Source organism: Stenotrophomonas sp. SRS1 (assembly GCF_026130205.1).
Classification (GTDB): Bacteria; Pseudomonadota; Gammaproteobacteria; order Xanthomonadales; family Xanthomonadaceae; genus Stenotrophomonas; species Stenotrophomonas rhizophila_B.
The window spans coordinates 780,023-800,012 of sequence record NZ_JAINFD010000003.1 but is presented as its reverse complement, the minus strand read 5'-3'; the positions used below and the strand labels follow the sequence as shown (position 1 = coordinate 800,012).

General features: G+C 66.4%; 16 protein-coding genes. 12 read left to right on the top strand and 4 right to left on the bottom strand.

What is annotated here, in order from left to right:
- Positions 1-66 precede the first annotated feature (66 nt).
- The gene (locus tag K4043_RS14405) at positions 67-789 is read left to right on the top strand and encodes a response regulator transcription factor (protein WP_265309715.1); all 723 of its coding nucleotides are present in this window, start codon (positions 67-69) and stop codon (positions 787-789) included.
- On the top strand, positions 786-2,252 hold the full coding sequence (locus tag K4043_RS14400; RefSeq protein WP_265309714.1) for a HAMP domain-containing sensor histidine kinase: 1,467 nt from the start codon (positions 786-788) through the stop codon (positions 2,250-2,252). Before K4043_RS14405 ends, K4043_RS14400 begins: the two co-directional genes overlap by 4 nt.
- Positions 2,253-2,345: 93 nt before the next feature.
- On the opposite strand, the gene K4043_RS14395 is transcribed toward K4043_RS14400, so the two are convergent.
- Together K4043_RS14395 and queD are read right to left on the bottom strand one after the other, a co-directional pair.
- A complete protein-coding gene (locus K4043_RS14395) occupies positions 2,346-2,711 on the bottom strand; it encodes a phasin family protein (protein ID WP_123731264.1) in 366 nt (121 codons plus the stop codon).
- Between the two features lie 203 nt (positions 2,712-2,914).
- Positions 2,915-3,268: a 6-carboxytetrahydropterin synthase QueD gene (gene queD, locus K4043_RS14390; protein WP_019182605.1), complete on the bottom strand. Its 354-nt coding sequence runs from the start codon at positions 3,266-3,268 to the stop codon at positions 2,915-2,917.
- A gap of 188 nt (positions 3,269-3,456) precedes the next feature.
- On the opposite strand from queD, the gene K4043_RS14385 reads away from it, so the two are divergent.
- From K4043_RS14385 to K4043_RS14365, 5 genes are all read left to right on the top strand, one after another.
- Positions 3,457-6,102, top strand: coding sequence for a TonB-dependent receptor (locus K4043_RS14385; RefSeq protein ID WP_265309814.1), 2,646 nt, complete (start codon positions 3,457-3,459; stop codon positions 6,100-6,102).
- A 90-nt stretch (positions 6,103-6,192) separates the two neighbouring features.
- Positions 6,193-8,757, top strand: a complete 2,565-nt coding sequence (locus tag K4043_RS14380; RefSeq protein WP_123731389.1) for a M14 family zinc carboxypeptidase — start codon at positions 6,193-6,195, stop codon at positions 8,755-8,757.
- Between the two features lie 226 nt (positions 8,758-8,983).
- The gene (locus K4043_RS14375; RefSeq protein WP_123731262.1) at positions 8,984-9,778 is read left to right on the top strand and encodes a DUF4198 domain-containing protein; all 795 of its coding nucleotides are present in this window, start codon (positions 8,984-8,986) and stop codon (positions 9,776-9,778) included.
- Between the two features lie 25 nt (positions 9,779-9,803).
- On the top strand, positions 9,804-10,655 hold the full coding sequence (locus K4043_RS14370; RefSeq protein ID WP_123731261.1) for an EF-hand domain-containing protein: 852 nt from the start codon (positions 9,804-9,806) through the stop codon (positions 10,653-10,655).
- Between the two features lie 177 nt (positions 10,656-10,832).
- Positions 10,833-13,139 (top strand): TonB-dependent hemoglobin/transferrin/lactoferrin family receptor, encoded by a 2,307-nt coding sequence (locus K4043_RS14365; RefSeq protein ID WP_265309713.1) that lies wholly within the window; start codon positions 10,833-10,835, stop codon positions 13,137-13,139.
- A gap of 69 nt (positions 13,140-13,208) precedes the next feature.
- Here K4043_RS14365 and K4043_RS14360 read toward each other — a convergent pair whose 3' ends face one another.
- Positions 13,209-14,609 (bottom strand): DEAD/DEAH box helicase, encoded by a 1,401-nt coding sequence (locus tag K4043_RS14360; protein WP_121042519.1) that lies wholly within the window; start codon positions 14,607-14,609, stop codon positions 13,209-13,211.
- Between the two features lie 445 nt (positions 14,610-15,054).
- Here K4043_RS14360 and K4043_RS14355 point away from each other — a divergent pair, with 445 nt between their 5' ends.
- Together K4043_RS14355 and maiA are read left to right on the top strand one after the other, a co-directional pair.
- On the top strand, positions 15,055-16,044 hold the full coding sequence (locus K4043_RS14355) for a fumarylacetoacetate hydrolase family protein (RefSeq protein ID WP_265309712.1): 990 nt from the start codon (positions 15,055-15,057) through the stop codon (positions 16,042-16,044).
- Positions 16,045-16,064: 20 nt separating this feature from the next.
- A complete protein-coding gene (gene maiA, locus K4043_RS14350; RefSeq protein ID WP_265309711.1) occupies positions 16,065-16,718 on the top strand; it encodes a maleylacetoacetate isomerase in 654 nt (217 codons plus the stop codon).
- Between the two features lie 95 nt (positions 16,719-16,813).
- Here the strand turns inward: maiA and K4043_RS14345 are convergent, their stop codons facing one another.
- On the bottom strand, positions 16,814-17,941 hold the full coding sequence (locus K4043_RS14345; protein WP_123731257.1) for a PilT/PilU family type 4a pilus ATPase: 1,128 nt from the start codon (positions 17,939-17,941) through the stop codon (positions 16,814-16,816).
- A 97-nt stretch (positions 17,942-18,038) separates the two neighbouring features.
- Between K4043_RS14345 and K4043_RS14340 the strand changes: the two genes are divergently transcribed.
- From K4043_RS14340 to K4043_RS14330, 3 genes are all read left to right on the top strand, one after another.
- A complete protein-coding gene (locus K4043_RS14340) occupies positions 18,039-18,422 on the top strand; it encodes a DUF4398 domain-containing protein (RefSeq protein WP_183073797.1) in 384 nt (127 codons plus the stop codon).
- A gap of 14 nt (positions 18,423-18,436) precedes the next feature.
- Positions 18,437-19,318 (top strand): hypothetical protein, encoded by an 882-nt coding sequence (locus tag K4043_RS14335; RefSeq protein WP_184997363.1) that lies wholly within the window; start codon positions 18,437-18,439, stop codon positions 19,316-19,318.
- A 367-nt stretch (positions 19,319-19,685) separates the two neighbouring features.
- Entirely contained in the window at positions 19,686-19,904 is a 219-nt protein-coding gene (locus K4043_RS14330; RefSeq protein WP_123731256.1) for a YdcH family protein, read from the top strand.
- The last annotated feature ends 86 nt before the right edge of the window (positions 19,905-19,990 follow it).

Below are 19,990 nucleotides of genomic sequence, written 5' to 3'. Positions count from 1 at the left end.
CCGTGACACATTCAGGTCGCGATCCGTCGACAATGCCGCCATGCCCTCCTGCCGCCCCCTGAGCCGATGAGCAGTGCCAAGCGCGTCCTGATCGTCGAAGACGATGTCCACATCGCCAACCTGCTGCGCATGCACCTGCGCGATGAAGGCTATGAGGTCACCCATGCCGCCACCGGCGACGAGGGCCTGGCCCTGCTGGAGGCGCAGCCGTGGAGCGCGCTGGTGCTGGATCTGATGCTGCCCGGCGTGGACGGCCTGGAGATCTGCAAGCGTGCCCGCGCGATGACGCGCTACACCCCGATCATCATCACCAGTGCGCGCGCCAGTGAAGTGCACCGCATTCTCGGCCTGGAGCTGGGGGCGGACGATTACCTGGCCAAGCCCTTCTCGATGCTGGAGCTGGTGGCACGGGTGAAGGCGCTGCTGCGCCGTGTCGAGGCGATGGCGCAGAACGCACGCATCGACGCTGGCGAGATCGAGGTGGCCGGACTGCGCATCGACCCGGTCGCACGCACGGCATTGGTCGACGGCCGACCCTTGGAACTGACCCCGCGCGAGTTCGATCTGCTGTATTTCTTCGCCCGTCATCCGGACCAGGTGTATTCGCGGATGGACCTGCTCAACCAGGTCTGGGGTTACCAGCACGACGGCTACGAGCACACCGTCAACACCCACATCAACCGGCTGCGCAACAAGATCGAGCGCGATGCGGCCAACCCGCAACGCATCCAGACGGTGTGGGGGCGCGGCTACAAACTGGTCGATGGCCACGAGCGGACAGACACATGATCCGCCTCACCTTGTCCCAGCGCCTGTCCGCGGTGTTTTTCGCGCTGTTGCTGCTGTGCTGTGGCGCACTGGTCTGGATCCAGATGCGCAGCACCACCGTGCATGAGCAGGAAACCGTGCAGCGCCTCTCACGCGGGCTGGCCGAGCACATCGCGCGCAGCGGCGAGCTGATGGATGGCCGCGGCATGCGCAATGGCGAAGTGCGCGCGCTGTTCGGCAAGCTGATGGCGGTCAACCCGAGCGTGGAGGTGTATCTGCTTGATGACCAGGGCCGCATCCTTGGCCATGATGCGCCCGACGGTCACCTCAAGCGCAGCCGTGTCGATCTGGCGCCTGTGCAGGCGCTGCTGCGCGACGAGCCGTTGCCGATTTTCGGCGATGACCCACGCAGTGCGACCGGCCGCAAGGTGTTCAACGCGGCGCCGCTGTGGGTGCAGGGGCATCAGGCGGGTTACATCTACGTGGTGCTGGTCGGCGAGCAGCGCGAAGCGCTCGCCGCCAATATCGCGGCCAACAGTACGCTGCGCACCACGTTGTGGTCGCTGGCGATCGTCGCCGTGGTGGGCCTGCTGGCCGGCCTGGTCGCGTTCCGCTGGGTGACCCGCCCGCTGCGCCAGCTGACCCGGCGCATCCAGTCCTTCGATGTGGATAGCGCCACCCCGGATGCCGCACCGCCCCCGGCGCCGCTGCGCCCCGGCGAGCGCGACGAGCTGGCCATCCTGCAGCACAGCTTCGGGCACATGGCCCAGCGCCTGGGCGAGCAGTGGCAACAGCTGCGCCAGCAGGATCTGCAGCGGCGCGAACTGGTCGCCAACATCTCCCACGACCTGCGCACGCCGTTGTCGTCGCTGCACGGGTATCTGGAAACGCTGGCGCTCAAGGACGCCACGCTCAGCGCCGACGAACGCCAGCGCTACCTGTCCATTGCCTTGTCGCAGAGCCACAAGGTCGGCCGGCTCGCACAGGCGCTGTTCGAGCTGGCCCGGCTGGAGCACGGCGGTGTCGTGCTGGACCGTCAGGCGTTCTCGCTGCCGGATCTGATCCAGGACGTGTTCCAGAAATTCGAGCTGGCAGCCGAATCGCGCCGGCAGACGTTGAGCGCCGATATTCCGCCGGGCTTGCCGCCGGTGATCGCGGATCTGGCGTTGATCGAGCGGGTGCTGACCAACCTGCTCGACAACGCGATCCGCCACACGCCCGAGGGCGGCCGTATCGCGGTGACGCTGCGCGCGGTCAGTGGCGAGGTGCAGATCAGCATCGCCGACAGTGGCCCGGGGATCGCCCCGGAGCGTCGCGACACACTGTTCACCGCGATGCCGGCACTGAGCAGCCAGCGACCGGACAGCGGCGGGCTTGGGCTGTTGATCGTGCATCGCATCCTGCAGCTGCACGCGCGTGACATCCGGCTGCTGGAGAGCCGGGAAGGCGCCTTGTTCGTGTTCTCGCTGCCGGCCACGCGGTAACACCGCCCAAAAAAAGACCCGACAGAGGGAGGGTTCTGTCGGGTCTGGGATTGCGTGGGGGGAGGGACCCACGCAAATTCGATGTTGTCCGGCTCAGCCGCGCGTCTTGCCTGCGCTGGGCGTGGCGGCCGCGAACGGCTGCCGGGCGAGTTCGCCGAAGGCTTCGGAGGCCTTCAGCCCCAGGCCGGCCACTTCCTGGCTGGCGCTGGTCCAACGGGCGAGGTTGTCACGTGCCAGTTGCGCGCCTTTGGGCAGCAGCGACTGCAGCGTGCCAGCATCCTGTGACTGCACGATTTCACCGAAGAACCCGCTGGTAGCGGTGATGTTCTTCTCCAGCGTCTTCACCTGCACCCCGAACATGCTTTCGGCATTTTCCAGCGCGAGCCGGTTGGCACGCGTGGCCGTGGCGGCCAGCTGGCGGGTGTAGTGGCTGAAGGAATCGGTGAACGCGGACGCCATGGTCAGGACGGCTCGAGAACGTTGATGCAATGCAGCATACGCCGAAAATATTGCATTGCAACATTCCGTTGCCGGGTGGGGTCCGGTTTTACATGAATTGTTTACAGATCAGGGGGTTGCACAGGCTTTCGGGCGGTGGTGGCTGGCGCGGAGCCGGCCAGCGGCCGGCACTACCGCGCCGTGCGGTGCTCGCGCGCCGCCGGTCAGCCCCGGTAGCGGCAGCCGGAGGTGCAGGTTTCGTGCACGGTGACTTCGCTCAGCTCGGGCAGGGCCGGCTTGAGCTCGTCCCAGATCCACATCGCCAGGCGCTCGCTGGTCGGGTTCTCCAGGCCGGGGATGTCGTTGAGGTAGTGGTGGTCCAGACGGTCGTAGATCGGCTGGAAAGCGGCTTTGACGTCGCCGAAATCCATGATCCAGCCGGTCTGCTCGCCGGGCTCGCCTTCCACTTTGAGTTCCACCCGGAAGGAGTGGCCGTGCAGGCGCGCGCACTTGTGACCCGGCGGCACGTTGGGGAGGTGGTGAGCGGCCTCGAGGGTAAAGACTTTGAAGATTTCCATGGCCGCATTGTAGCGGTGGGTCGGGGCTCCGGCAGGGGGCGGCGGTTAATTGTTGCTAACGAAAACATTTCCATCCGGATGAAGAGATGTTAGTTTCTCTTATATCCGTATGAAGAGATGTTATTGGCCGTGGTTCAGCCAGGCATGGACTACTGCGGAACTTGTCGTCCACCACCCCACTGAAGTTCATGCCCAAGCACACTCTTCTTGTAGCGGCGTTGTCCGTCGCTCTGGCAACGCCTTTGACCGCGTTCGCCGACGCCGCCCCCGATGCCGCCGCCACCGGCGACAGCAAGACCCTCGCCGCCGTGCGGGTCACCGGGTCCAACATCAAGCGCACGGATACCGAGTCGGCCAACCCGGTGCAGGTGATCGAGCGCCAGCAGCTGGAGGAGACCGGCAAGGCCACCGTCGCCGACCTGCTGCGATCGATCTCGGCCAACACCGGCAACGCCGCCAACGAAACCACCAACAACGGCTGGGCCTCCGGTTCGGCCGGCATCGGCCTGCGCGGCCTGTCGCAGAAGAACACGCTGGTGCTGCTCAACGGCCGTCGCCTGGCCAACTACGGCTTCCCGGCCGGCGGCCTGTCGGACACCTTCGTCAACCTCAACGCGCTGCCGCTGGTTGCCGTGGAGCGCATCGAAGTGCTCAAGGACGGCGCCTCGGCCGTGTACGGTTCGGATGCGGTGGCCGGTGTGGTCAACATCATCACCCGGCAGAATTTCGAAGGTGCCGAACTCGGTGGCAGCCTGGGCACCGCCGATCAGGGCGGGCTGGACGAGCAGAACCTGAAGTTCATCGGCGGCATCGGTGATCTGGACACGGACGGCTACAACATCCTGGTCAGCCTGGAAGGCTACAACCGCGAGCGCCTGGACCAGGACGAGCGTGACCTGACCAAGTCCGGCATCTACACCGACAAGCCCGGCGGCCGCTGGAACGGCTGGTCGGCCAAGGGCGCACGCTATCTGGTCAACGGCACCTCGGTGCCGATGCTCGATGCCAGTGGCAACTGCCCGGACGGCACCACGCTGGTCGCCAGTGCGCCGATCGACGGCCTGGCCGGCAACACCTGCGGCTTCAACCAGGCGCCGTACACCACGCTGATTCCCTCGACCAAGCGCTACCAGGCCTACGTCAACGGCACCTTCCGGGTGAACGACAACGTCGAAGCCTTCGGCGAAGTGCTCTACAGCGACATCAAGGGCGTTTCCTGGTTCGGCAGCAGCCCGTTCTTCACCCTGGAAAGCGGCCGCTTCGCGCTCAACGCCGATACCGGGCTGGCCGAACCGGTGTCCTCCAACCTGCCCGCCAGCAGCCCGTACAACCCGTATGGCCGCGCGGTGCCGATCGAGTACACCTTCTTCAACCTCGGCGCGACCATCAAGACCAACCGCTCGCAGGCCTACCGCGGCCTGGTCGGGCTGCGCGGCAGCCTGCAGAACTGGGATTGGGAAGTGGGGGCGTTCGGCGCGCGCAGCAGCGAGCGCGAGACCGTCTCCGGCGGTTTCGCCAACCGCTATGCACTGGCCGATGCGCTCGCCACCGGCAGCTACAACCTGCTCGATCCGTCGGCAACCTCGCAGGATGTGCTCAACGCGATCAACATCAGCACGCTGCGCCCGGCCGAGTCGGTGCTGCAGGGCGTGGATGCCAAGATCTCCGGTGCGATCGGCCACACCTGGGCCGGCGAAATCGGGTTCGCCGCGGGTGCCGAGTGGCGCCGCGAGAAACTCGATTCCAACAACCCGTGGCAGATCGATGCGGGTCTGCAGATCCGCCCGGCGATCGCCGAGGTACATGGTGAGCGCAAGGTCACCGCGGCCTATGCCGAAGTGAACGTGCCGCTGGCCGAGCGTCTGGAACTGCAGGCGGCTGCGCGCGCGGATCACTACAGCGATTTCGGCGATGCGTTCTCGCCCAAGCTGAGCCTGCGCTGGCAGCCGTGGGACATCCTGCTGGTGCGCGCCGCCGCCTCCAAGGGCTTCCGCGCGCCGTCGCTGTCGGAGAACTCCAACAGCACCAGCATCGCCTACGGCAGCGTGATCGATCCGCGCGACCCGGACGTGCCGGGCTCGCGGCAGAACCCGACCTTCTTCACTGTCGGCAACAACGATCTCAAGCCCGAGCGCACCAGGAGCTTCAATGCCGGCATCGTGCTCTCGCCGTGGTCCAACACCAGCCTGAGCGTGGATTACTACCGCATCGAGCTGGAAAACCTGGTGGGCACCAACAACACCCAGACCCTGGTCACCGACAACGTGCCGGGTGCGGTCAGCCGCGATGAGCGCGGCAAGCTGCTGGCGGTGTTCAACCGCTACCAGAACCTCAGCGAGCTGAAGACCTCCGGGTTCGATGTCGAACTGCGCCAGCGCTTCCCGACCACGCAGGCGGGCGACTTCGGCCTGAGCACCGCTTTCACCCACGTGCGCAACTACAGCCGCCCCACCGTGGTCGGTGGCCCGCTGGTGGATTACGCCGGCAGCAACCTCGGCGCCACCCTGCCCAAGAACAAGGCCACCACCACCTTCGACTGGAGCTACGGCGACTTCCGCACCGCACTCACCTGGTACTACACCAGCGGGTACGACCAGAAGGCCAGCGCCGCGGCCACTGCCGTGCAGGATCGGGTGGATGCGTACAACCAGTTCGATCTGTACCTGGGCTACACCGGTATCGACAAGCTGACCGTGTACGCGAAGATCCAGAACCTGGCCGATGAGGAACCGCCGTACGACGCCTCTTTCCCGGGCATCCGCGCGCCGTATGACTTCAGTCAGTACGACCTGCGTGGTCGCTACTTCACGGTCGGCTTCGACTACCGCTTCTGACCTCATCCAGCGCATCGGAGCGTGCGTATCCACAGGGCCGGAAGGAACCGGCCCGTCTTTCGGGGAATCGCTGTGTCTTTGCAACGTCGTCTGCTGTCTCCCATCGCCTGGTTGGCGCTGGTGCTGTCTGTGTTCGCTGCGCCTGCCTCCGCGCAGAGCGCGTACTTCTTTCCGGGCAGTGGTGATTTTGATCCGGCCGTGCCCACGCCCCAGCAGTTTCTCGGCTATGAGATCGGCAGCCGTTACACGCGGCACGATCAGCTGGTGGCGTACTTCAACGAACTGGCCAAGCACTCGGACAAGATCAAGGTTGAAGAGATCGGCCGCAGCTACGAGGGCCGCCCGCTGCTGATCGCCACGGTGACCTCGGCGCAGAACCTGCAGAACCTGGACGCGCTGCGTCGCCAGCACGTCACTCTGGCCGATCCGGCGCAGCCGCTCTCGGCCGCCGGCAGCAGCCCGGTGGTGGTGTGGCTGGGCTACAGCGTGCACGGGAATGAAACCTCCAGCGGCGAAGCGGCGATGCTCACCGCCTACTACCTGGTCGCCAACCGCAGCGCGGAGACCGCGCAGTGGCTGCAGCAGGCGGTGGTGCTGTTCGATCCGGCGCAGAACCCGGATGGGCGCGACCGCGCGGCGAGCTGGCACAACGCCTATGCATCCTCGCCTGCCTCGGCTGATCCGGCCGACAAGGAACATGTCGAACCGTTCCCGCAAGGCCGTACCAATCACTACTTCACCGATCTCAACCGCGACTGGCTGGCGCTGACCCAGCAGGACACGCGGCCGAAGATCGCCTATTTCCACCAGTGGTATCCCAACGTCCAGATCGATTTCCACGAGATGGGCAAGGACAGCACCTACTATTTCGAGCCGTCGCCGGCGAGCATGCACAGCCCGCTGATTCCGGCGTCGTCGTATGACTTCAACAAGACCCTGGCCAAGTACCACGCCCAGTCGCTGGATGCATTGGGCTCGCTGTATTACACCGGGGAGAACTTCGACAACTTCTCGCCGGTGTACGGCTCGACCTACCCGGACTTCCACGGCGCGGTCGGCGTGACCGTGGAGCAGGCCAGCTCGCGCGGCCGCGTGCAGGAATCGGTCAACGGCCTGCTGACCTTCGGCTTCACCATCCGCAACCAGGTGGCCACCGGTCTGGGCACGGTGCGCGGCGCAGTGACCGAACGCGATGGGCTGCTGAAGCTGCAGAAGGACTTCTTCCAGTCCGCACTGAAGCAGGCCAACCAGCAGCCGGTGAAGTCGTTCGTGTTCGGCGACGCGGCCGATCCGGGCCTGACCCAGCGGCTGCTGGATCTGCTGCTGCAGCACCAGATCACGGTGCAGGCGTTGAGCGCCCCGGTCACCGTGGATGGGCAGCGCTTCGAGCCGGGCAGCGCGTACGTCGTCCAGGCCGCGCAACCGCAGTTCCGCCTCGTGCATTCGATCTTCGCCGACACCCCGCCGATCAAGGGCGATGTGTTCTACGGCAGCACCTCCTATGCGATCGCGCCGGCCTACGGCATCGCCTTCGCCGCGAGCCGCAGCCGGATTGCCGGTGGCGAGCGCGTGGCCAGCGTACCGGCCGCCAACGGTGGCGTGGTTGGTGGTCAGGCGGGCTACGCCTACGTGTTCGATTGGCGCGATTACAACGCCAGCCGCGCGCTGTATGCGCTGCAGGCCAAGGGCGTGGTGACCCGCGCGGCCTTCCAGCCGTTCACCGCGGCCACCGCGCAGGGCGAGCAGTCGTTCGGCTATGGCAGCGTGGTGGTGCCGGTCGCGGGCCAGCCGCTGGCCGGTGCCGAGCTGCTTGCCGCGGTCGATGCGGTCGCACGCAGCAGTGGCGTGCACATCCAGGCGCTGTCCAGCGGGCAGAGCCGTGGCGGCATCGATCTGGGCAGTGACAGCGTCAAGGCGCTGCGCAAGCCGGCGGTGGCGCTGGTGATGGGCGAGGGCGTCAGCGCCACCGAGATCGGCTCGGCGTGGTTCCTGCTTGATCAGCACCTGCAGTTGCCGGCCAGCAAGATCGATCCGGCCCAGCTGGGCAAGATCACGCTGGACCGCTACACCACCATTGTCCTGGCCGGCGGTACCTATGCCGGCGTGGACGCCACCGCAGTGGCGGCGCTCAAGCGCTGGATCAACGCCGGTGGCTCGCTGATCACCTACGGCACGGCCGCGCGCTGGGCGATCGAGCAGAAGCTCAGCGACGAAGTGCTGGGGCCGGAGGAGAAGGAGCCGGAAGGCGCCCGACGTGCGTTCGGCGACCAGCGCGACATCGCAGCCATCGAGCGGGTGAGCGGCAACATCCTCAGCGCGGACGTGGACAACACGCATCCGCTGGGCTTCGGCGTACCGCGTCGGCAGCTGGCGGTGAACAAGGAAAACGGCCTGAGCTTCCAGCCCAGCCGCAATCCGTTCTCCACCGTGGTGCGCATCGACGAGGCGCCCAAGGTCAACGGCTACCTTTCCGAGCGCAACCGCAGCCGCGTCGCCGGTGCCGCGTGGCTGGTGGTGTCCCCGCAGGGGCAGGGCAATGTGGTGCTGTTCGCCGATGATCCGGCGCACCGCAAGTACTGGCATGGCACCGAGCGCCTGCTGTTGAACGCGATCTTCTTCGGCAACCAGCTCAACCCGACCAAGCCGCGCGGCTGATCCATCCGGCCCCGGTCGTGCCGGCCGCCGGCCGGCTCCCGAGCGTTCCCACAGGGACGCGCAGGCCCCAGAACCCGGTGCCCGGAAACAGCCGACCCACGTCGGCTGTTTCCGGTTGTCAGACACCCATCACACCTCATGTGAAATTTCCGTATTGCGAATCATTCGCAATACGCATACGATGGCGCCCGCCGGGATTGCCCGGTGCCCGTCCGCGAGATTCCACATGTCGTTCCGCCCGATCGCTGCGCTGCTGTTGGCCGCCCTGGCCCTGCCCGCGGCCGCGCATACCCCGTATCTGGCGCCGGCCAGCTTCGAGGTCCGCCCCGACAGCCGGGTCACGCTGGACGCCAGCTTCGCCGAAACCTTCTTCGTTCCGGAGGTGGTGTTCGACAACAGTGAGTTCGCCGTTACCGCACCGGATGGCAGCCGGAAGTCACCGGACACGGTTGTACGCCTGAAGAGCCGCACGGTGGTCGAACACACGTTGCCGGGCCAGAAGGGCACGTACCGCTTCAGTACCGGCAACCGGCTGGGTGCGGTGTTCCGGACCTGGTCGCTCGACGGCAAGACCGGCGCCTCGCGCGATCCGGCCATGCCGTTGCCCGCTGGCGCCACGCTGCTCACCCACTACCAGAGCCTGTCCCGCGCGGAGGTCTACCTGACCGCCGGCGCCCCGACCACCGCCGCGCTGAAACCCTATGGCACCGGCCTGGAGCTGGTCCCGGTCACGCACCCCAGCGACCTGTACCGCGGCGAGCGCTTCGACTTCACCGTGCAGTACGACGGTCAGCCGCTACCTGCGCAGACCGTTGAGATCCACCGCGCGCTCGGCGACGGTGCTCGCCAGCCCGCGCCGGTGACGCTCACGACGGATGCCGCAGGCAATGCCTCGTTCGCGCTCGATCAGGCCGGGACCTATCTCGCGCTGATCCGCTATCGCGGCCCGGCACCGGCCGGCGCTGCCGCCCCGATGTATGGCAACAACTACACGCTGAGCTTCCGCGTCCTCGAACCGTAACCGTTTTTTTTCCAGGGGAACCACCATGAACATTGTCCCGCTCACCGCTGCCCTGCTGGCACTGGTGCTGGCCCCGGCCGCCCATGCGCAGCCGTCCACCCGGACCGCCACCGCCTCGCCGACCGCCGCCGCCTTCCTCGCGCAGTTCGCCACCGATGGCACCGACAGCGTCAGCTGGGCCCAGTTCGAGGCCTTCCGCAAACAGCGTTACGCCGAGACCGACCGCAACCACGACGGTCAAGTCGACGAGCAGGAATACGTGGACGAGTACCTGCAGCGTTTCGATGTGCGTCTTGCCGACGCACGCGCTGGCCACCTGCGCCAGACCGACACCCGCTTCAAGGCGTTGGACCGCGACAAGAACGGCGCGATCAGCCGTGCCGAGTACGATGCCGCCGGCGAACGTACCTGGGCCGGCTACGAGACGTCGCAGAACGCTACACAGGAGACGGCCGCGGCGTCTTCGCGCGATCCGCTGAAGATGCCGACCTCGCATACCGCCAACGGCATGCTGGACCTCTACGACCGCAACAAAGACGGCGCGGTTGATCGCGCGGAATTCGACGCAGTGCGTGCAGCGAGCTTCGCCGCCACCGATGCCGATGACAACGGCGCCCTGTCGCTGGCCGAGTACACCGCCGAGTTCGAGGGCCGCCTGGACGAGCAGCGCCAGCGTGTCCGCGCCGATGCCGAGCGCCAGGCCCGCGTGCGCTTCGCCTCGCTGGACAAGGACAAGGATGGCCGGATGACCTTCGCCGAGTACCAGCTCTCCGGCAAGCGCATGTTTGATCGTGCCGACAGCAACGGTGATGGCGTGGTCGATACGCGCGATCCGGAGCCGGTTGCCGGCGCGCATTCGGCCAACGGCAACCGCTAGCGACTGGGACGTGCCGCGCACGTCCCACGTATCAGCCAACGATGAATCCGGCGCGCGATTTCCCGCGCGTCCTTGTGCCTCCCAGCCCCGCTCGATCCACCGATCGCCGCAGCCAGGAACGGCCCGCCGCCACCGCGGCGCTCACGCCATTCCCTACCCCTCCTGCGGAGCTTGATCATGAAGTCGTCCCTCACCCTGCTGGCCTTGGCGGTTGCCGCCAGCCTGTCCGTCACCGTGCACGCTGAAACCCTCAACGATGCCAGCACGCTCGACACCGTGCGTGTCCAGGCCGAGCGCGCCAAGAAAACGCGTTCGGCCAACCAGAACGTCACCGTGCTCACTGCAGCCGATCTCGACAGCGAGATGGCCAACACGATGGAAGAAGCGATCCGCTACATCCCCGGTGTCAGCATCGTGGACATGGGCCGTTTCGGCGACAACGGGTTCAACATCCGCGGCCTGGAAAGCGACCGCGTGGCGATCACCGTCGATGGCCTGAGCCTGGGCGAATCGGTGGAGAGCGCGCGCTCCTACGAGTTCTTCCGCAGCGGCCGCGGCGATGTGGACATCGATACGCTCAAGAGCCTGGCGGTGATCAAGGGCGCCGATTCGATCAGCGCCGGCAGCGGCGCACTGGGAGGCGCGGTGGTGTTCACCACCAAGGACCCGGCCGACTATCTCAAGGCGAGCGGCAACGATACCCACCTCGGGTTCAAGGCGGGGTACTCCGGTGCCAACGACGAAACCATGGGCACGCTGACCTTCGCCAACCGCACCGGCATCGTTGAATCGATGCTGGTCTACACCCGTCGCGAAGGCCATGAATCCGAGTCGTGGTACGACACCACGAACGATCGCATCGGGGTCGGTCGCCGCACGCCCGATCCGGTCGACAGCACCCGCGACAACCTGCTCGGCAAGCTCGACCTGCAGCTCGACGAGGCCAACACGCTGGGCTTCCTGTACGAGCGTGGCCGCGCCACCAACGACGTGGACAACCTGTCGCGCGTCTATGCACCGGGTTATCTGTCGCGCAAAGGCCATGACACCAACGACCGTGATCGCTACGGCGTGAACTACCAGTGGCGGGCCGACAACGCGCTGTTCGATACCCTGGATGCGCAGGTGGACCGCCAGGTCACCGACAGCCGTGGCATCACTACCATTCTGGCCGGCAGTGGTTGCCCCGGCCGTACCACGCCCTGTCTGCGCAGTGAGAACCGTTCGACCAAGCAGACCCTGGATCGTGCCGCGGCCGATTTCAGCAAGGTGTTCGCCACCGCCGGCGCGCGCCATGACGTGGTCTACGGCCTGGCCTGGCAGCAGCGCGACATCGACTTCACCGCAGTCGATACGCGCTGGAATGCGGCGGGCGCCGTGGCCTCGGTCGAGATCGATCCGCGCCAGGTCCCCAAGACCGATGTGACCGCCTGGAACCTGTACCTGCGCGACAGCGTGCAGCTGCTGGACGAGCGCCTGACCCTCAGTGCCGGCGCGCGCTATGACCGCTACGACTATTCGCCGCAGGTGGATGCCACCTTCGTGGACCGTACCGGTACCGTGCGTGATGTCAGCTTCGCCTCGCCGAGCTGGCAGGCCGGTGTCGAATATCGCTTCCTGCCCGACCACGCGCTGTGGGCGCAGGTGGGTCGCGGCTTCCGTGCGCCGACCGTGGCGGACATGTATTCGCCGACCAGCGCCACCCAGGTGATCAATGCGCAGAATGGCCAACCGCTGCTGCTCAACGATACCGTGTCCAATCCGGACCTGGACGCAGAGAAAAGCCTGAATCTGGAGTTCGGCTACCGCTGGAGCACGGATCGGGCGCAGCTGGGCCTGTCGCTGTTCCGCGACCGCTACGAGAACTTCATCGAGTACACCAACCTGGCGCAGTCGGTGCCGGGTGGCTTCCGTACGACGGCGACCGGTCCGGTGCTGTACTCGCGCAACTACACGATGCCGACCAACGCGGGCGAAGTAACGGTCAAGGGTGTGGAACTGGAAGGACGCTGGCAGATCAGCGATGCATGGTCCTCGCGCCTGGCCGCGTCGTACAGCGAAGGCGAGAAGCGCAACGGCGATCCGCTGGAGAGCATCGTGCCGGCCAGTGCCGTGCTGGGCGTGCGCTATGCACCGTCGCCGGTGTGGAACCTTACCGCCAGCGTGACCCATGCCGTGGCCAAGAAGGCCAGGGACGCCTACACCACCGATGCCACCACCGGCAGGGTCACTACGCCGTCCTTCGTCGACAAGGCCGACGGCTACACCGTGCTGGATCTGTACGGCACCTGGAATGTCACCCCGCAGTGGAAGCTCAGTGCCGGCCTCTACAACCTGACCAACGAGGAGTACTACCTCTGGCAGCGCGTACGCAACATCAACAAGGGGACCAACACGCTGTACGGCTACGTCAACGATGAAGGCATCGGCCGCTACAGCGAGCCGGGCCGCAATGCACGCATCACGGTGGCCTACAGCTTCTGAGGCAGAGACACAAAAAAAGGGCGACGCAGATGCGTCGCCCTTTTTGCGTTTCAGCGATGCCCGAAGGAATCAGCTGGCGCGACCGCCACCGCCGCCCTGGCTGCGACCGCCGCCGGCATTGCCACCGCCACGGCGCTGGCCCTGCGGCTGGCCACCGCGCGGTGCACCGCGGCCGGCGCCATCACGCTGACCGCCACCGGCCTTCTTCGGGCCGGCATGGGCGTGGCGCGGGGCCTCGGCGTGCGGGCGACGTGCATGCTTGCGCGGCGAACGATCGCCACCCGGCAGTTCGGCCTTGCCCGGCGCGCTGTTGCCCCAGCGGATCGGGGTCTGCGGCTCGAAGCCCGGCACGTCGCGGATGTCCATGTCCTTGTCGAGCAGGCGCACGATCTGGCGCAGCAGCTTGGCTTCGTCCTGCGCCACCAGCGAGATCGCCTGGCCGGTCGAGCCGTTACGGCCGGTACGGCCGATGCGGTGCACATAATCCTCGGCCACCATCGGCAGGTCATAGTTGATGACCTTCGGCAGCTCGTTGATGTCGATGCCACGCGCGGCGATGTCGGTGGCGACCAGCACGGTCACGCGGCCGGCCTTGAAGTCGCCCAGCGCACGCAGGCGCTGGCCCTGGCTCTTGTTGCCGTGGATCGCCGCGGTCTTGATGCCGGACTTGTCTAGGAACATGGCCAGCTTGTCGCAGCCGTGCTTGGTACGGCCGAACACCAGGGTCTGCTCACGGCTGTCCTGGGCCAGAAGATGCAGCAGCAGCTCGCGCTTGCGCGGGCCATCGACCGGATGCACGCGGTGGCTGATGTTCTCGGCAACGGTGTTCTTCGGCGTGACCTGGATCTGCTCCGGGTTGCGCATGAACTCCAGCGCCAGCTGCTTGATGCTCTCTTCGAAGGTCGCCGAGAACAGCAGGGTCTGGCGGTTCTGGCGCGGCAGCTTGGCGAGGATCTTCTTGATCGACGGCAGGAAGCCCATGTCGAGCATGCGGTCGGCTTCGTCCAGCACCAGGATTTCGATGCCGGAGAGGTCGACGCTGCGACGCTCGATGTGATCGATCAGGCGGCCCGGGCAGGCGACCAGCAGGTCCACGCCACGGCGCAGCACATCGAACTGGTTGCCCATGCCGACGCCGCCGTAGATGCAGGCGCTCGGGATGCGCAGGTACTTGCTGTAGCCGCGCAGGCTGTCATGCACCTGGGTGGCCAGCTCGCGGGTGGGGGTCAGCACCAGTGCACGCGGACGGCGCGGGCCATCGACGGCCTGCGGGTTGGTGCCCAGGTGCTGCAGCAGCGGCAGGCCGAACGCGGCGGTCTTGCCGGTACCGGTCTGTGCGCCGGCCAGCAGGTCGCGGCCTTCCAGGGCGAGCGGGATGGCCTGCTCCTGGATCGGGGTGGGGGTTTCGTAGCCCTGCTCGGCCAACGCGCGCAGCAGGAACGGGGCAAGGCCCAAGGATTCAAAAGACATCGGGTGGAAGCTCCAAAGACAAAGTAACGCCAGGCCGAATGGCCGGACGCGAGGCAGATCAATGTGATCGGCTGACTCGGAGCGTTCCCGTAAACCGCGCTGCGAGAATTGGGTGCAGTCGACGCGGTGCGCAGACTGGAATGCATGACGAATGGCGTCGGAGTGGGGGCGGGCGACGGATCGATGATCCATATCGCCGGCGATCCCGAAGGGAAACGGACGGCCGCTGCAGACCCGGATAGTCTAACGGATGTTTGAGATCCATACCAAATGTCCCTGTTCAGCTTGTGAGGAGGGGGGGCGGAACGGTAGAGCCACGCCATGCGTGGCTGCTCCTGCCCGTAGGCAATGCATTACGGTAAGGCGATGCGGCGGTGCAGCTGGTAGGCCCGCCAACCATTTGATTACACTTGAAACCTATTTTCGCGATCCCGGATACCCACCCATGAAGCTTGGTTCTTTGAAGGAAGGCGGCCGCGACGGCACCCTGATCGTGGTCTCGCGCGATCTGCGCCAGGGCGTGCGCGCCACCGGCATCGCCGTGACCCTGCAGCAGGCACTGGAAGACTGGAGCCACCTGGCGCCGCGCCTGAACGCCCTGTACGAATCGCTGAACGACGGCGACGCCGACGGCGTGTTCGATATCGACCTGCAGGCATTGGCCGCCCCGTTGCCGCGTTCGTATGAGTTCGTCGACGGCAGCGCCTACCTGCCGCACGTGGCCCGCGTACGCCGCGCCCGTGGCGCCGAGGTGCCGGAGAGCTTCTACACCGATCCGCTGATGTACCAGGCCACCAGCGCCGGCTTTTACGGCCCGCGCGATGCGGTCAAGGTGGTCAGCGAGGAGTACGGCATCGATCTGGAAGCCGAGCTGGTGGTGATCACCGACGACGTGCCGATGGCGGTGACTCCGGAGCAGGCCGCCGGCCACATCCAGCTGGTCGGCCTGGTCAACGACGTCTCGCTGCGCAACCTGATCCCGGGCGAACTGGCCAAGGGCTTCGGCTTCCTGCAGTCCAAACCGCGCTCGGCGTTGTCGCCGGTGTTCGTCACCCCGGATGAGCTGGGTGAGGCCTGGCAGGACAGCAAAGTCCACCTGCCGCTGGTCACCCACATCAATGGCACCTGGTTCGGTGCGCCGGAAGCGGGCGTGGACATGCAGTTCAACTTCGCCCAGCTGGTCGCGCATGCGGCCAAGACCCGCCCGCTGGGCGCGGGCGCGATCGTCGGCTCGGGCACCATCGCCAACGAAGACACCAGCAAGGGCGCCTCCTGCTTCGCCGAACAGCGCACGGTGGAAACCCTGCGCGACGGCAAGCCGAGCACGCCCTTCATGTCCTTCGGTGATGTGGTGCGGATCGAGATGTTCGATGCGGCGGGCGAGAGCATCTTCGGGGCGATCGAGCAGCGCATCGAGCAGGCAGCCAAGCCCTGATCGCCGCGGCGGAGACCGTCATGGAACCGATCGAGCTCTTCAGTTACTGGCGGTCCAGCGCCGCCTACCGCGTGCGCATCGGGCTGAACCTCAAGGGCCTGCCGCACCGGATCACCCCGGTGCACCTGGTCCGCGAGGGCGGCGAGCAGCACAGCGCTGCCTATGCCGCGCTCAACCCGCAGGAACTGGTGCCTACCCTGCGCCATGGTGATCGCGTGCTGCAGCAGTCGATGGCGATCCTGGAGTACCTCGACGAGGTCTTCCCGGCCACGCCGTTGCTGCCGCGCGATGCGGAGGGCAGGGCGCGTGTGCGTGCCCTTGCCCAGCTGGTGGCCTGCGACATCCACCCGCTGAACAACCTGCGGGTCATGCAGTATCTGGAGCGCACCCTGCAGGCCAGCGCCGAGGCGCGCACGCAATGGACGCTGCACTGGATGGCGGAGGGGTTGGCGGCGATGGAAACGCTGCTGGCCGGCCATGCGGCGACGGGTACGTTCTGCCATGGCGAGCAGCCCGGCCTGGCCGATGCCTGCCTGGTGCCGCAGCTGTACAACGCGCACCGGTTCGGCCTGGATCTGGCGCCGTATCCGACCCTGCAGCGGATCGAGGCGGCGTGCCTGGCGCTGCCGGCCTTCGACGCGGCGCGGCCCGAGCGTCAGATCGACGCAGGATGACGGTGGGCATCGACAGATCGACGCAGGGAGACGGGTAGGCATCGACCGTTGGTCGATGCGCCGTGTCAATTGCCCCCACCAACGGTGGGGAACTGCTAGAACCCGTGCGTGATCGCCGGAGCCGAGGCGGCCGAGTAATCCGCGTACGGATCGTGCTCGTTGCCGCCCTCGGACAGGCGGAACTTCAGCGCCAGGCCATCGCGCGAATCGGCTGCGCGCAGCGCTTCTTCCTGCTCGATGATGCCGTTCTTGGCCATCCGGAACAGGCACTGGTCAAAGCTCTCCATGCCTTCTTCCAGCGAGGCTTCCATCGCCGCCTTGATCTCGTGTACCTGGCCGCGGCGCAGCAGGTCGCGGATCATCGGCGTGTTGATCAGCACTTCGGTGGCCGGCAGGCGACGCCCATCCTTGCCCTTGACCAGGCGCTGGGACACGACCGCACGCAGGTTCAGCGAGAGGTTCATCAGCACGTTGCGGTGCGCGCTCTCGGGGAAGAAGTTGAGGATGCGCTCGATGGTCTGGTCGGCGTTGTTGGAATGCAGGGTGGCCAGGCACAGGTGCCCGGTTTCGGCGAAGGCGATCGCCGCCTCCATGGTTTCCGCATCCAGGATTTCGCCGATCAGGATCACATCGGGCGCTTCACGCATCGCGTTCTTCAACGCGTGGTGGAAGGTGTGGGTGTCCAGCCCGACTTCGCGCTGGTTCACGATCGACATCTTGTGCTTGTGCAGGTACTCGATCGGGTCCTCGATGGTGAGGATGTGCCCGGTCGTGGTGCTGTTGCGGTGGTCGATCATCGAGGCCAGCGAGGTCGACTTGCCCGAGCCGGTCGAGCCGACCACCAGCACCAGCCCGCGCGGGGTCATGATGACGTCCTTGAGCACCTGCGGCAGGTTGAGCTCTTCGATGCTGGGGATCTTGCTGCGGATCGCACGGATCACCATGCCGACCTCGCCGCGCTGCTTGAACACGTTCACGCGGAAGCGCCCAGCGTCGGGCAGGGCAATGGCCATGTTGAGCTCGAGCTCGCGCTCGAACTGCGGGGCCTGGCCCTCATCCATCAACGAGTAGGCGATCTTCTTGACCATCCCGGGCGGCAAACCGGTATTGCCGAGCGGATAGAGTTTCCCCTCGATCTTGATGTATACCGGTGCTCCCGTCGTCAAGAACATGTCCGACGCGTTCTTTTCGGTCATCAGCTTCAGGAAATAGCCGATATCCATGCGAAATGTTTCCCCAACAATCAGCGGCTTGCCATTGCAAGCGCACCGCAGGCTTCCGACAATGGCCGCGCACACAACTCTGGCGACGGCACCCCCAATGAAACCTAGCTTCGCACAAATACGACGGGCCCTGTATGTGACGGTGTGCGCATTCGCGCTCTCTGGTGCCGCACAGGCGCAGGATGGCGCCCTGGAACTGATGCAGGCCCGGCAGGCGGTCGACAAGGCCACCCAGGCCGATGCCGACCAGTACGCTCCGGACCTGATCGCCGTGGCCCGCCAAGGGCTCGAGCAGGCCCAGCGTGCCGCCGGCGACCGCCGCGAGCGCAAGAACGCGCCGATGCTGGCCGTTCGTGCCACGGTCGATGCCGACCTGGCCCGCGCGCGCAGCGAAGAAGCCACCGCCACCGCGCAGCTGCAACTGCGCCGCAACGAAGTCAGCCAGCTGCAGCGCCAGCTCGCCACCGGGGAAGACCGCTGATGATGTCCACCAAGATGCGCATGCCCTGCCTGCTGCTGGTCGCCAGCCTCAGCCTGCCGCTGATGGCCCACGCCGCCGATGACCCGGCCGTGGCCCAGCTGACCCAGCGCCTGATGGCGATCCAGGCCAATCCGGATGCGGCCCAGCTGGCCGCCTTCGAGCGCCTGCAGGCCCAGCAGGCCGTGGCCGATCTGACCAAGGCCAAGCGCCGCGATCTGGACCAGGCCCGCTATCTGGCCGAGCGCCGGGTCGAGATCGCCGAGACCAGCGTGCGCGCCGCGCTGGCCCAGCGTGAGGTCGACCAGCTCGAGCGCACCCGCAGCGAGCTGCTGATCGAAGCCAGCCGCCGCGATGCCCAGCGTGCCCGCCAGGAGGCCGAGCGCCTGCGCGTGCAGGCCCAGATCCAGGCCGAGGAAAGCGAGCGGCTGCGCCAGGCGGCCGAGCAGGAAGCGCTGGCCCGCCAGGATGCCGAAACCGCGCTGACCAGCGTGGCCGGCAAGCAGACCGCCCGTCTGAGCGCGGCCCAGCAGAACGCCGCCAAGCTGGCCCGTGAGGAAGCCGAGCTGGTGGCGGGCAGCAAACTGCCGGGCTCCAGGTTCGACAGCCGCGGCGAAGTGTTCACCTTCAATGGCGACGCCTTTGCCGCTGGCAAGGGCAGCCTGTCCGGCGGTGCCAAGGGTCAGGCCAAGGCCTTGGCCGAGTACCTGAACATCGGCAAGAAGGGCCGGGTCCGGATCGAGGCGTACGACGCCGCAGCCGGGGTCGGCCAGCAGCGTGCCGAGGCCCTGCGTGATGCCCTGGTCGCGGCCGGCGTGAGCAGCAGCCGGTTGCAGGTGAGCGGCAAGAAGGCAGCGGCGACCAAGGCGCGTTCGGCCGAGGTCATCATCGCGCCCTGATGCCCGATCTGGATGTGCTCATGACCGCGGGTTGTGACGCAAATCCTTGTTTTTGTTTAATTTTCGTTGTTCTGCGTGTTCAGGCTGAACCCCGCCTAGGCATCGCCAACGATATCGTTTGAAAGGGTTGAACCGCCCTCGAAGCAAGCGTAGGGTCAGTTGTCCGGGTCGCCTTCCGCGGCCCGGACGATTGGAGGGCCGGCAATGCACCAGCGCCACGAATCACCGCAGTCCCAGGTCCGGCACGATGTGCTGGAGGGCGCTGCGGGTTCGCAGGCCAAGGGTGCGCGGTACTCCGCCCCAAGCAGCGCCCCGTGCCGTCAGGCCGGGGCGTTCTTGTTTCAGCAGAAGCGATAGGAGGTTCATCATGTTTGAAGGTCAGCCCCAGAGCGATATCGACGCACGGCGCCAGCAGGATCCGGAATTCAAGGCGTTGTACGAACGGCACCAGAAGTTGAACAAAAAGTGCATGGATGCCGAGCTGGGCGTACTTCCGATAGACCGTCTCACCCTGGGACAGATGAAACGAGAAAAGCTGCTGGCCAAGCAGAAGCTGGAACGGTTGTACGCCTCCCCCATGCATTAACCCCTTTACCACCCTACGTCGCGGGCGGTTCCGGTCTCCTCGTCGACCGGTGCCGTCCGCGCCGCTCATGAACACGGCAACCTGAC

Bases quoted from the DNA above. Each gene is read 5' to 3' on its own strand.
- K4043_RS14405 (WP_265309715.1), top strand. From the start codon at position 67: ATGAGCAGTGCCAAGCGCGTCCTGATCGTCGAAGACGATGTCCACATC.
- K4043_RS14400 (WP_265309714.1), top strand. From the start codon at position 786: ATGATCCGCCTCACCTTGTCCCAGCGCCTGTCCGCGGTGTTTTTCGCG.
- K4043_RS14395 (WP_123731264.1), bottom strand. From the start codon at position 2,711: ATGGCGTCCGCGTTCACCGATTCCTTCAGCCACTACACCCGCCAGCTG.
- queD (WP_019182605.1), bottom strand. From the start codon at position 3,268: ATGGAAATCTTCAAAGTCTTTACCCTCGAGGCCGCTCACCACCTCCCC.
- K4043_RS14385 (WP_265309814.1), top strand. From the start codon at position 3,457: ATGCCCAAGCACACTCTTCTTGTAGCGGCGTTGTCCGTCGCTCTGGCA.
- K4043_RS14375 (WP_123731262.1), top strand. From the start codon at position 8,984: ATGTCGTTCCGCCCGATCGCTGCGCTGCTGTTGGCCGCCCTGGCCCTG.
- K4043_RS14370 (WP_123731261.1), top strand. From the start codon at position 9,804: ATGAACATTGTCCCGCTCACCGCTGCCCTGCTGGCACTGGTGCTGGCC.
- K4043_RS14365 (WP_265309713.1), top strand. From the start codon at position 10,833: ATGAAGTCGTCCCTCACCCTGCTGGCCTTGGCGGTTGCCGCCAGCCTG.
- K4043_RS14360 (WP_121042519.1), bottom strand. From the start codon at position 14,609: ATGTCTTTTGAATCCTTGGGCCTTGCCCCGTTCCTGCTGCGCGCGTTG.
- K4043_RS14355 (WP_265309712.1), top strand. From the start codon at position 15,055: ATGAAGCTTGGTTCTTTGAAGGAAGGCGGCCGCGACGGCACCCTGATC.
- maiA (WP_265309711.1), top strand. From the start codon at position 16,065: ATGGAACCGATCGAGCTCTTCAGTTACTGGCGGTCCAGCGCCGCCTAC.
- K4043_RS14345 (WP_123731257.1), bottom strand. From the start codon at position 17,941: ATGGATATCGGCTATTTCCTGAAGCTGATGACCGAAAAGAACGCGTCG.
- K4043_RS14340 (WP_183073797.1), top strand. From the start codon at position 18,039: ATGAAACCTAGCTTCGCACAAATACGACGGGCCCTGTATGTGACGGTG.
- K4043_RS14335 (WP_184997363.1), top strand. From the start codon at position 18,437: ATGCGCATGCCCTGCCTGCTGCTGGTCGCCAGCCTCAGCCTGCCGCTG.
- K4043_RS14330 (WP_123731256.1), top strand. From the start codon at position 19,686: ATGTTTGAAGGTCAGCCCCAGAGCGATATCGACGCACGGCGCCAGCAG.